The organism is Niallia sp. RD1 (assembly GCF_024219955.1).
Lineage (GTDB): Bacteria > Bacillota > Bacilli > Bacillales > Cytobacillaceae > Niallia > Niallia alba.
In genome coordinates this window covers 987,241-999,379 of sequence record NZ_CP100420.1, presented here as the reverse complement: position 1 = coordinate 999,379, position 12,139 = coordinate 987,241, and the positions used below count along the sequence as shown (strand labels likewise).

9 protein-coding genes and 1 pseudogene are annotated in these 12,139 nt (G+C 36.8%); 3 read left to right on the top strand and 7 right to left on the bottom strand.

Features of this window, described 5'->3' with window-relative positions; translation table 11 throughout:
- Positions 1–37: 37 nt before the first annotated feature.
- Positions 38–937, top strand: a complete 900-nt coding sequence (locus NKG37_RS04695; RefSeq protein WP_254415884.1) for an SDR family oxidoreductase — start codon at positions 38–40, stop codon at positions 935–937.
- 340 nt (positions 938–1,277) lie between these two features.
- Here NKG37_RS04695 and cydC read toward each other — a convergent pair whose 3' ends face one another.
- From cydC to NKG37_RS04675, 4 genes are read right to left on the bottom strand one after another with little or no spacing between them, the layout of a single operon-like run.
- A complete protein-coding gene (gene cydC, locus NKG37_RS04690; protein ID WP_254415883.1) occupies positions 1,278–3,002 on the bottom strand; it encodes a thiol reductant ABC exporter subunit CydC in 1,725 nt (574 codons plus the stop codon).
- Between the two features lie 15 nt (positions 3,003–3,017).
- A complete protein-coding gene (cydD, locus tag NKG37_RS04685; protein ID WP_254415882.1) occupies positions 3,018–4,718 on the bottom strand; it encodes a thiol reductant ABC exporter subunit CydD in 1,701 nt (566 codons plus the stop codon).
- Positions 4,718–5,734, bottom strand: a complete 1,017-nt coding sequence (gene cydB, locus NKG37_RS04680; protein WP_016202559.1) for a cytochrome d ubiquinol oxidase subunit II — start codon at positions 5,732–5,734, stop codon at positions 4,718–4,720. The genes cydD and cydB overlap by 1 nt, the downstream gene beginning before the upstream one ends.
- Positions 5,727–7,130 (bottom strand): cytochrome ubiquinol oxidase subunit I, encoded by a 1,404-nt coding sequence (locus NKG37_RS04675; protein ID WP_016202558.1) that lies wholly within the window; start codon positions 7,128–7,130, stop codon positions 5,727–5,729. The genes cydB and NKG37_RS04675 overlap by 8 nt, the downstream gene beginning before the upstream one ends.
- 579 nt (positions 7,131–7,709) lie before the next feature.
- Between NKG37_RS04675 and NKG37_RS04670 the strand changes: the two genes are divergently transcribed.
- Positions 7,710–8,564, top strand: a complete 855-nt coding sequence (locus tag NKG37_RS04670) for a Cof-type HAD-IIB family hydrolase (protein ID WP_016202557.1) — start codon at positions 7,710–7,712, stop codon at positions 8,562–8,564.
- A gap of 213 nt (positions 8,565–8,777) precedes the next feature.
- On the opposite strand, the pseudogene NKG37_RS04665 reads toward NKG37_RS04670, so the two are convergent.
- From NKG37_RS04665 to NKG37_RS04655, 3 genes and pseudogenes are all read right to left on the bottom strand, one after another.
- Positions 8,778–9,427 (bottom strand): annotated as a pseudogene (locus tag NKG37_RS04665) (TetR/AcrR family transcriptional regulator).
- Between the two features lie 114 nt (positions 9,428–9,541).
- Positions 9,542–10,564 (bottom strand): ABC transporter permease, encoded by a 1,023-nt coding sequence (locus NKG37_RS04660; protein ID WP_169189405.1) that lies wholly within the window; start codon positions 10,562–10,564, stop codon positions 9,542–9,544.
- The gene (locus NKG37_RS04655; protein WP_016202552.1) at positions 10,554–11,288 is read right to left on the bottom strand and encodes an ABC transporter ATP-binding protein; all 735 of its coding nucleotides are present in this window, start codon (positions 11,286–11,288) and stop codon (positions 10,554–10,556) included. Before NKG37_RS04655 ends, NKG37_RS04660 begins: the two co-directional genes overlap by 11 nt.
- Before the next feature lie 389 nt (positions 11,289–11,677).
- Here NKG37_RS04655 and NKG37_RS04650 point away from each other — a divergent pair, with 389 nt between their 5' ends.
- Complete coding sequence (locus tag NKG37_RS04650; protein WP_016202551.1) at positions 11,678–12,127, top strand: SRPBCC family protein; 450 nt, start codon at positions 11,678–11,680, stop codon at positions 12,125–12,127.
- Positions 12,128–12,139 lie beyond the last annotated feature (12 nt).

Sequence of the window (12,139 nt, the reverse complement as noted above, 5' to 3'; positions counted from 1 at the left end):
TTATCAAAGATAATTGCCTAGAGAAGGAGGGAATGGAATGTATCCAGAATATCCTTATTACGGTCATAAAAAAGAAACGAAGGATGTACCAATTGCATTTCCACCCCAGCATCAAGATAGAATGCCTGGGTTTGAATATGTCATGAATCCACGCCCTATTTCTGAAAATCCACATTATAAAGGGAGCGATAAACTTAAAGGAAAGGTAGCTATCTTTACCGGCGGAGATAGTGGAATTGGAAGAGCGGCTTCTTATGCTTTTGTAAAAGAAGGTGCAAAGGTAGTCATCGTTTATTTAAACGAAAACCGTGACGCAGAGGAAACGGAACAAAGGATTAGAGAGTTAGGTGGAGAATGTTTACTAATTCCTGCTGATTTGACGATAGAAACAAATTCTACTTTAGTTGTTCGTAAAACATTGGAACGTTTTGGTAAAATGGATGTCCTTGTCAATAATCATGCTGTGCAATATGTAAAAAAGAGTATATTAGATATCTCCAATGAACAATTAGAACATACATTCAAAACAAATGTTTTTTCCTATTTTTACTTAATTAAAGCGGTGCTGCCTTATCTAAAGGCAGGAAGCTCGATTATTAATACAGCTTCGATTACCGTATATAATGGCTTTAAAGAACTAATTGATTATTCTTCTACGAAAGGTGCTGTAGTTACATTAACTAGATCCTTAGCTCTTTCCTTAGTGGAGAAGAAAATAAGAGTAAATGCGATTGCTCCAGGCTCTTTCTGGACACCGTTAATTACTGGAAGCTTCTCCGAAAAGAAAGTGATGAAATTCGGTACCGACTCACCAGCCAAAAGAGCAGGGCAGCCATTTGAGCTTGCCCCAGCATATGTGTATTTAGCATCAGACGACTCTATGTATGCAACGGGGGAAGTTATTCATGTAAATGGAGGACAGATGGTAACAACTTAATGATATTACGATTGTAGGTCATCTGAAAGGGATAGAGAGCGTTTGTTGAAGTGAGAGAGAAATTGATGGGGGATTTCAAAGCCCTTTTGCAGGAATCCAAGATTGAAAAGGTAATAGAGAGAAAGTCTCAGAGCCCTTTTGCAGGAATCCAAGAGTAAAAAGGTAATAGAGAGAAAGTCTCAGAGCCCTTTTGCAGGAATCCAAGATTGAAAAGGTAACAGAGAGGAAGCCGCAAAGCCCTTTTGCAAGAATCAAAGAGCGAAAAGGTAACGGAAAAGCAAGCCAAAACCAATAATATAGATAAAAGGCAATCTTCTTAACGAAGATCGCCTTTTATCCATCAGTATTCTGGATGATCTAAAGCATATAATTGCTGGTAACGGCTACTTGTTGCAAGCAGATCATGGTGAGTTCCTCTAAGCACAATTTTGCCGTGATCCATAAAAATGATCTCATCCATCTCTTCAACGCCTACGAGATGATGGGTAATCCAGATCAATGTTTTTCCTTCTAGTGAGCTAAAGATTGTTTTAAGTAAGGCTTTTTCTGTCTTTGGATCAAGGCTGGCATTCGGTTCATCCATAAGAACGATAGGAGTTCTTTGGAGTAATATTCTAGCTAATGCTACTCTTTGTCTCTCTCCTCCAGAAAAACGTTGTCCTGTTTCCTCCATAAAAGTATCCAATCCGTTCGGTAAGGAGGCAACTAACTCTTCTAATTGAGCTAATTTAACCGCTTTTGTTATTTCTTCTTCCGTTGCTTCTTCAACGCCTAGTAGAATATTATTTCGTAATGTTGTCGCAAACAAATGAGGTGTTTGATTGAGTACAGAAATAATCGAAGAAGTATCCTCTTGAAAGGAAGCCGTTGCTTCGTCATTGTATGTGATATTTCCTTCAGTCGGTTGGATTACTCCTTGGATTAGTTTCAGTAAAGTTGACTTACCAGCACCACTTCGTCCGATTACGGCAATTTTTTTCCCTTGTGGAATGTCTAGGCATACATTGGATAGGGATAGTGCTTTTTCTCGATCATATCGGTACGAAATTTGATTAACTTGAATATCCACCTTATTTGTCTCGATTACTGGTCGTATGTTTTTGTTTTTTTGCTCAGGAGCCTCTAATTTTTTAAGTCTTGCTAACGAATCTTGGTAGGCTGGTAACTTTTCAAATGCATCCGAAACGACTAAAAAGGCGTCAAGGATTGGTAAGGAAACCAGAATAATAGCAGCAATCAATGTAACAGGGATAGCCCCGTCGATATATTGTTGACTAGACCAAAACACGAGAGAAAGGATAATTAGTGCAGCGACCGCTTGAGAAGCAAAGTTTCGCCAACGAGTAAATTGAACAAGCTTATGATTAATTTGTGCGACAATTACTTCCTCTTTTTCATACTCATCTATAAAGTTCTTCGAACGACCACTGATAACCCAGTCGCTAATTCCTAAAATGTTATCTGTTAACTTTTGATATAGTCCATTTCTTCTTTGCTTAAATTCCCTTTGTTTTTTGCGCATAAGCACGAGAGAAAGAATAGGGAAGACGAATAATAACAATCCCAAATAAAGTGCCATAAGTAAGGCAAAAGGAATATCGAGTATGCCAATAGCACAGACAACAATGATATACAGAACAGATGTTGCAAAAGTTGGGAAAATAGTTCGTAAATAAATATTTTGCAGCTTCTCAATGTCATCAGAAAGAATTCCTAGCATATCGCCAACTTTAAATCTACTTTTTAAAAACAAAGCTTGTGGTTCTAATATTCGATATAGCTTTATCCGCATCTCTGATAAAATACGGAGAACGGTATGGTGCCCGGCTAATTTCTCTAGATAGCTAAAGACTGCCCGACTAATACCAAAGGTTCTTACGCCGACAATCGGCACATAAACCATTAAAATATTCTCGACTGGAATGGCTGATTTGGAAATAAGGTAGCCAGAGGTAAAGGTGAGCATCGCAGCTGTAAGTAAAGCGAGGATGCTCAAGAAAAGAATTAAGATAATTCGACCACTATTTGCTTTTAGAAATGGAGAAATCCATTTATTTTCATTCAACTTAAGTCATCCTCCTTACTGTTGTAATAGCTTATAATAATAACCTTTAGCTGCAATTAGTTCTGCATGTGTGCCTATTTCTACAATGGAGCCTTGATTCATGACGATAATAGAATCCATCTCTTTCATCCAATGAAGCCGATGAGTCGCTAGGAATACTAGTTTTTTGGTAAATAAAGGAAGCATCGTTTCTTTTAATTCAAATTCGGTTTCAATATCTAAATGGGAGGTAGGTTCATCTAACAGCATGATTTTTCGGTTGGTTAAGAAAGCTCTTGCTAATGCAATCCTTTGTTCTTGCCCACCACTTAAATTCCTTCCTCCATCTCCTAATAGTTCATCTAAACCATTAGGGAAAGTAGTGAAAATGTCTTGTAAACCAGTTGCTTTTAATGCTTGGATAATTTCTTCATCGGAAGCATTTGGATGGTAAAAGGCAATATTCTCTCTTAAAGACATGCTAAAGATATAAGGAGACTGCGGGATATAGGTAGTCAGCTGTCTCCATTCATCTGTCATAAGACTAGATAAGGGAGAGCCATTCAAAGAAATCGTTCCTCCGCAATGCTCTGAAAAACCACTTAGCAGGTCAATAAGTGTAGATTTGCCTGCACCACTTTCGCCAACAATCCCAATTTTCTTATAGCCATCAATCGTAAAGGAAAGATTTTTTAATGTTATTTCTTCTTCAGGATAATGTTGAAATGATACACGATCAAAGGATAAGCATGGATTGTTTCCTAAAGAAATAGATAGCTCATTTTCCTGTATACGGTTCGGAGTTTGAATAATTTCCTGAATTGCTTCCCCGGCTTCCTTTCCGTCCAATGTTGCATGATAATCCGCTCCGACCATTCGGACAGGCAGGAAAAATTCTGGTGCCAAAATTAAAATCATTAAGGCAGGCAATAAAACTAAATCACCATTTATTAAGCGCAAACCTAAATTTACTGCTACAACAGCCACAGAAAGAGAGGTAAAGAAGTCTAAGGAGAAGGAAGATAAAAACGCTAATCTTAAGGTTTTCATTGTTGCCCCACGATATTGTTCGCTAACCTTTTCAATATTTCCGCTATGCTGTTTGCTTCTTCCCAAAAATTTCAGTGTTTCTAGACCTCTTAAAGAATCTAAGAAGTGATTAGATAATATTTTGTATGTGGCAAGCTGTCGATTCATTTGGCTGCTGGCTGCCATACCAACAAGAATTAAGAATCCTATTAAAATCGGCATTGTAACTGTTAGAATTACACCTGAAAGCCAATCATTCCAATATACATATAGAATTATCATGCCAGGAATAACGCCTGTAGCAAGCATTCTTGGTAAAAAAAGTTCCAAATAGGTTCTATATTGAGTTACTCCTTCGAGTACAAGTGTAGCAATGTTTCCACTTCCCTGTTTTTTAGTGAATTTAGGTCCAAGTTCAAACAGTTTTTGCATTAAGTGAAAACGAAGTTCCTTACTTGTCTTTTCCGCAAAATTAGTAGCAATGTTTTGCTGGATAGTGTGTAAAAAGTGTCGCCCTAGAAAAGCTAATAAGAACAATATGATTTTTACATACTGCTCTTGAAAGGTTGCCCCGTTATATAAAGAGGCTATTATTTCTGCAAGCCATTTGGCCTGCAGAATAATAGCAGCTCCTTCCACAATTGTTAATATTCCTATAATCGCGAGAATCGGCTTGATCCCATTAAGTTTTAAAAGATTTTTATCCATCAGTATTCTAAATGGGACTTCTCAGTAATACGTTTCCGGAAAACAATATAGCTCCAAATCTGATAGCCTAAAACAAATGGCAGAAGAGTTAGTGCTACAATTGTCATCACTTTTAAAGAGTAATGACCGGAAGCCGCGTTGTGAATGGTTAAGCTAAATGCATCATTGATGGAACTTACCATTACTCTAGGGAATAAGCCGATGAAAATGGAGGCGAAGGATAAGGCGATAACTGCACCTGTCATTCCAAAAGCCCAACCATCCATTTTTCGAGAAATAAAGAATCCGCCAACGACAAAGGCAATAACCCCTAATGAGAAAATAAAGGAAAGGATTAAGCCGCGCTCTTGGAAAATATCTGTTTTAATATAGGTTAACGCAGAAAACAGAGTTAACAAGATACCTAGTAAAGGTAGAAGTTTTTGTGCTAAATTGCGCGCTCTTTCGCGTAAATCTCCGACAGTACGTAATGTTGTAAATACTAATCCATGTACAAGACAAAGGACAAGCACTGTAAGACCACCTGTTAATGTATAGTAGTTTACAATATCGAAGAAACCGGCTTTTAATTCCATGTTTTCATCAATTGGTAGTCCCTGCATAAAGCAAGCGAAGACGACTCCAAATAATAAAGGAGGAAGGAAGCTGCCTAAGAAAATACAGACATCCCACGCCTTTTTCCATGTAGGGTGACTATCCTTTGCACGGAATTCAAATCCTGTAGCCCGAACAATTAATGCCAATAAAACAACTACAAGTGGTGTATAAAATCCACTAAACATCGTAGCGTACCAATGAGGGAATGCCGCAAACATGGCACCTCCTGCAGTAATTAACCATACTTCATTCGCATCCCAATAAGGACCGATGGAGTTAATGAGTATTCGTTTTTCTAGGTCATTTTTTGCTAAAAGCTTTGTTGACATTCCTACACCAAAATCAAAACCTTCTAAGAAGAAGAATCCAATAAACAAGACAGCGACTAAGATAAACCAAAGGACATTTAACTCAAACATGGAAACCCTCCTTCGCAAACGGGTCATTCGTTACTTTTTCGTCTTCTTTTTCCATCATATATGGCCCTTTTTTTATAACTTTTACATATAAGTAAACCATGATAGCGCCTAAGATTGCATAAATTGTACAGAATGAAATAATAGAGAATAATACTTGCCCAGCTGAAACGCTTGGGGAAATACTATCTTCTGTTTTCATTAATCCAAAAACTGTCCATGGCTGTCTGCCAATCTCTGTCATAATCCATCCAGAAGTGTTGGCGATAAAAGGTAGAGAAATACCTGCGACCATTAAACGATAGAACCATGTATTTGGTTTAGATACTAATTTCTTTTTCCATGCTAGAAATACGCCATAAATTCCAAGGAGAATCATCGCTACTCCTGCTGCAACCATTATGCGGAAACTCCAGAAAGTAGTTTTAACGGGAGGGATATAATTGCCATCCCCATATTGTTGAACATACTCTGCTTGCAGTTCATTCATCCCTTTGACACTTCCATCTAATGTATTATAAGAAAGAATGCTTAGTAGATAAGGGATTTTCAGTTCAGCACTATTTTGTTTATTTTCTACATCGATATTGGCAAAAACGGTCCACGGTGCTGGATCTTCACTGTTTTCCCATAAACCTTCACTTGCAGCCATTTTCATTGGCTGTGTTTCTACCAAAAATTGTGCTTGGGCATGCCCTGCAACAAGTGTTAAAAAAGTAGCACTTAATGCAACAGTAATACCGATTTGAAAGGATTTTTTAAAGAAATCCACATCTTTTTTTCCTAATAATTTAATGGCACTAATCCCACAAACTAAGAATGCGCCAGTAGCTAATGCTGCAAACACTGTATGAGGGAATTCAACAAGTACTTGACCATTGGTAATAAGGGCAAAGAAATCATTCATTTCTGCTCGACCATTATTAATCTCAAATCCCACTGGACGTTGCATAAAGCTATTTGCTGCTAAAATCCAGAAAGCAGACATAGTTGTTCCAAATGCAGTTAACCAAATACAGGCTAAATGGACTTTTTTTGATAAACGGTCCCAGCCGAATATCCATAGTCCAATAAAAGTACTTTCCATAAAGAAAGCAAGCAATGCCTCAATCGCAAGTGGTGCACCAAAAACATCACCAACAAAGCGAGAATAATTAGACCAGTTCATTCCAAATTGGAATTCTTGAAGAATCCCTGTAACGATACCAATAACAAAGTTTATTAAAAATAATTTACCCCAAAACTTAGCCATTTTTTTGTATTCTTCATTGCCTGTTTTCACATAAAAAGATTCCATGATTGCGATAATAAATACTAATCCAATAGAGATAGGCACGAATAAAAAATGGAAAATGGTTGTTGAAGCAAATTGCAAACGCGATAGAAAAATCATATCCATGGATTTTTCCTCCTTTTTTTGTATTTTGAACAGATTTGTGAATCTTACTATTCATTAAAGCGATAAAAATCATTGCATAAGATGAATTTCAATTAGATTAGATTGAGATAATAGGATAAAAAAACTTGTTAAAAGTGCTTTTCCTTGATGCTCATCCTATGTAATTTATTGTTGGAAAAAGTCGATAAACATTGGTATAAAAGGATTTATCAAAAGTTATTTTTCCGATCGTCTCCTTTTGGTAAAAGATAGGTATATCATAATGAAATTTTTTCTGTTTGAGGTAAAGTTCACTCAATGTTTGAAAAATGTTCACATATTCGTTCACAGAAATGACAAAAACGAGAGAGGGTTTAGTAGATTGGAAGATCGGGGAAGAAGAACAGCGAGATTGTTGATGGAGAATTTCAGGAGTTGAATTTCCTCGTAAGCAACCAGCCTATCCCAATAAAAGTACTGTAAAACCACAGCCACCTATAAGGCCTCTTCCTTTTGCTGGTTGTTCTTTCATGTTATGATAATAAAGGAATAAGAAAGTTCGAAATGATAAAAGCTGAATAAAATATTGAGGGTGTTTAGATGATTAGATGCATAGCGATTGATATGGATGGTACGTTATTAACATCCACACAAGAAATTACTGAAGAAAACAGAGAAGCAATTAAATATGCGCAAAGCAAGGGAGTAGAAGTAGTGATTGCTACTGGCCGTGCATATGAAGAAGCAGGGGATCTTTTAAAGGATGCGGGAATTATTACCCCGATGATTTGTGCAAATGGTGCAGAAATTAGAACGAATGAGCATATCATTGTTGATACAAATCCGTTAAATAAGGAACTTGCGAGACAAATTGCTGATACTTTACATAAACATCAAGTCTATTATGAGGTATACACCAATAGAGGGACGTATACGGTTGATAAAACAGTGGCAAGATCGCTTATTATGGACATTTTTACTGTGAGTGGTCATGTTAGGGATATGGAAGAGATTAAAAAAGCGGCAGAGGAACGATTAGCGGTTATTCATCAATTAGATAGCTATGAAGAGTTATTTGAAGATGATGACCAAATTATCTACAAGTTACTAGCATTCCATTTTGATCCGATCGTATTAAGTAATGTCAGAGAAGAGTTGACTAAGCTGGAGGAAGTGGCAATAAGTGCTTCCGGGAAAGAAAACCTAGAAATTACTTCTGTACATGCCCAAAAGGGAGTTGCTTTAGATAAATTTACGAATGCTCGCGGAATCTCCCTTTCAGAAACGATGGCTGTTGGTGATAATTATAATGATGTTTCGATGTTTCAAGTGGCAGGTAGAGCAGTAGCAATGGGAAATGCGGTAGAAGATATTCAACGTCAATGCCATTTTGTAACGGGAACAAATGAAGAAAGTGGAGTAGCACAAGCGATTAGAAAAGCACTAGAGGAATAAAAATAAATAGAAACTCAACAAACGACAAACAGTGGATAAACCTCGGTAAATGGGGTTATCCACTGTTTTTTTTATCCCACTCTTAACGGACAGTAAGACTCAACCGTAAGCTTATGAGAATACGAGAAAGATAGGTGGGAGATCAACTGTCCGTAAAGGTCCGATTGGTTCAACTAACCCCCACTGAGGGAAGTTTTACTTTATAATGAGTGCTTATTCTCTTGGTTTTAATCCATAGAGGATAAACTGAATAGTTCGTTCAATTTCTTCTTCATCGTCCCACTTAATTTCGGGAAGAAGAAGATGACGAGCGAGAAAATAACCAAATATGGATGTGACCGTTAGGCGAACGGAGCTAAAAGGCGGAATAGGAATAATTTCTCCCTTTTCTCGATACGAGTCCATAATTTCTTGAAGGCGTCCGAAAATATTCTTAGCGATCTGATTTTTAAATGTTTCTCGAAGATCATCATGAAATGGGATTTCTTGAATTAAAATTTTAAATAGTGCATTATTTTGTTGTAAAAACTCCATTCTGTTTTTACAATAGCTCGAAGAAAATCCTCAAAATTATTGTGAGAAACATTTAGTACTTTATCGAAATCCTTTATGACTCGTGGTGCAATCAACGTACTTAATAACGGCGAGAGAAGAGTTAACAGTAAGTCCTTTTTTGTTTTGTAATGTCGAAAGATGGTACCCTCTGCAACGCCTGCCATTTTGGCAATTTCACTAGTAGAGGTTGCGGCATAGCCTTTTTCAGAAAACGCATCAATGGCAGCTATCAGTATTTTTTTTTGTTTATCTGTTATCGATTGTTCTTCTTTTAAAATAATTTCTAATATATTCTCGCTATTATTCATTCAGAGGAAACTCCTTTATCCATGCAATCTAATTTAATTATAAAGGATTATGGAGGAAAAATATAATATCGTCAACCACTCCTAACGAAAGTTAATAAGGCTCTTGCCAGCAACCTAAATACTACGATATTTTTTTAAAACAAAAATATTGATAATCATTAAAACAATAGAATAGCCAAAAAGGATACTAAGGGAACCTATTATTTCCATAAATCCATTGCCACGAATCATTACTTCTCTCAAGGCGTCTGCAGCATAATATAATGGGGTCAAGTAAGAGATCCAGCTAATGGCAGAAGAAATCGTATCTAAGTTAAAAAGCCCAGAAAAGAAAACTTGTGGGACAATGACAATGGGAATAAATTGAATCATTTGCAGTTCATTATGGGCAAAAGAGGATAAGAGAATCCCCAACGTAAGAGCTACTAATGCCAATAATAAAGTAATCAATAATACATATAAAATGGAACCAGCATTTGACATCTGAAGAACATAGACCGAATAAACGACAATAATGCCTGATTGCACCATTGTAAATAATCCAAAGCCGATGATATAAGCAAGAACTAGCTCCCATCTTCTAATAGGACTGGAAAGCAATCGCTCCAGTGTTCCCGTTGTTCTTTCTCTTAAAAAGGATACACCTGCTACTAGGAAAACAAAGAAGAAGGCAAAAAAGCCAAGTAAAATAGGTCCAAATGAGTCAAATTGTTTCATATCCATGGAACCATAAAGTACGTCAATATCGATTGCAGCTTTAGAGGGAGACAACGTTTGAACGGCCTCTTGTATCTTGGCAATCGTTGTTTTGCTAATAGAAGGATCACTTCCTTCTAACATTAATTTTGTTTGACCACTTTCGACGATAAAATAAGCATCGATTTTCCCATCTTTTAATGCGTTCTCTGCCGCTACCTCGCTAGTGTAAATAGATGTTTTTAATTCTTCTTTTTCGAAGGCTTCGCTGATGGAATCAGGAGTATCAATTAAACCTATTTTTGTTTCGTAGTCATTCCCATTAAAAACTAGATTGACTAACGTTAAAATGAGAATAGGAGCTAAAATCATTAATGCGAGTGTTCTTTTGTCACGGTAGAATTGTTTCATAATACGTAATACTAAGGCGTTAATTCTCATTTGCTAAACCTCCATAATATAAGAATGCTTCCTCCATCGTCTGGGCATTACAGCTATTCATTAAGTTTTTCGGAGTATCAATAGCAATGAGCTGACCATTTCTTATCATTCCCAGACGATCGCATTTCTCTGCTTCATCCATTACATGGGTAGTGACAATGATAGAGGTGTCATTTTCTTTCAGATGGTTAAAAGTTTGCCAAATAGCTTTTCGGAGGATAGGATCAATCCCCACTGTAGGTTCATCTAAGATTAGTAGTTTTGGATTATTTAACAGCGCAATACAAATAGATAATCTTCTTTTCATTCCCCCTGAATACTGGGACACAGGCTTAGAAAGATGCTCTGATAATTCTACTAAAGAAGCAGTATCTTCTATTCTGCTTTTCTTCTCTGTTCCTTTTAATCCATATAATCTAGCGAAGAAATCGAGATTCTCTTTAGCGGTTAAATCTTGATATAGCGCATCTGCTTGTGCCATATAACCGATTTTTTCCATTGTCTTCAGGTTAGGCATTTTTTCATTCAATACGTGAATAGAACCACTATCAGGTAGATCTAATCCAATAATTTCTTTTACAAGTGTTGTTTTTCCCGCCCCAGACGGACCTAGTAATCCTAAGATCTCACCAGGATAAACTTGTAAGTCAATTTGATTTAAAATCTGTTTCTTTCCAAATGATTTGGAAAGATTCTTAACAGAAACAATGGGTGGAGCGATCATAAAAAGACCACCTTTCTGAATTAATGAGTGATTACTCACTTCTATCTTACAAAAAGGAATGTTATTTGTAAGGTGAGTAATCACTCATTTTGAAATTACTTTTAAAAACCAATTATTCAATTTGCTAGTTATTCGCTATAATAGAAATGATTAACCGAAAAAAAATGCTGATTTCTAAAAGATTGTTGTTTTTTCAATAGGAGAAAACAATGAGTTGGAAAAATAGAGTAGTCGGAATACACGTAGGCGCCACGGGGATTAGCGAGACAGTCTGAGACCCCGGAGGCTCAACGCGAGCCCCATGGAAAGCGAAGTGTATTCTGGCTGAGGGTAAACGCAACAAACTTTACGAAAACAGCAAAAAAGAAAGATCCTATTGAGGTGGAAAAATGGCTGATTTTAATGCGAGTGTTATTATTTGTGAGCCCATTGACGAAGTTTTTGCCTATTTTGCAGATATGACAAATGCTCCAGAATATATGAGTAAAGTGGCATCAACAGAAAAACAGACAGATGAGCCGATAGGGGTCGGCACAAAATATAAAGAGATAAGAAATGTTCGTGGAAATAAAGTATATGCTGAAATAGAATACCTTACCTATGAAAAAAATGTGGGATTTATGCGGAGAAGCAGTTCAAACGGATTAATAGTTGACTATGCTTACCGTTTTTCAGAGATACCTGAAGGCACACAAGTGGAGTTTGAAGGAACAGTGCATGTTAAGGGACTTAAAATGTTACTGATGAGAAAGTTCCTCGTGAAAATGGTGAAATCAGAAGACAACGATCATGTGCAAAATGCAAAAGAAGTGTTAGAAGGAAGAGTAGAAAATTTATAGGGAAGGGGGATG

What these genes read in the sequence shown, in the direction of transcription:
- NKG37_RS04695 (WP_254415884.1), top strand. Translation starts at nt 38, where the DNA reads ATGTATCCAGAATATCCTTATTACGGTCATAAAAAAGAAACGAAGGAT.
- cydD (WP_254415882.1), bottom strand. Translation starts at nt 4,718, where the DNA reads ATGGATAAAAATCTTTTAAAACTTAATGGGATCAAGCCGATTCTCGCG.
- cydB (WP_016202559.1), bottom strand. Translation starts at nt 5,734, where the DNA reads ATGTTTGAGTTAAATGTCCTTTGGTTTATCTTAGTCGCTGTCTTGTTT.
- NKG37_RS04675 (WP_016202558.1), bottom strand. Translation starts at nt 7,130, where the DNA reads ATGGATATGATTTTTCTATCGCGTTTGCAATTTGCTTCAACAACCATT.
- NKG37_RS04670 (WP_016202557.1), top strand. Translation starts at nt 7,710, where the DNA reads ATGATTAGATGCATAGCGATTGATATGGATGGTACGTTATTAACATCC.
- NKG37_RS04660 (WP_169189405.1), bottom strand. Translation starts at nt 10,564, where the DNA reads ATGAGAATTAACGCCTTAGTATTACGTATTATGAAACAATTCTACCGT.
- NKG37_RS04655 (WP_016202552.1), bottom strand. Translation starts at nt 11,288, where the DNA reads ATGATCGCTCCACCCATTGTTTCTGTTAAGAATCTTTCCAAATCATTT.
- NKG37_RS04650 (WP_016202551.1), top strand. Translation starts at nt 11,678, where the DNA reads ATGGCTGATTTTAATGCGAGTGTTATTATTTGTGAGCCCATTGACGAA.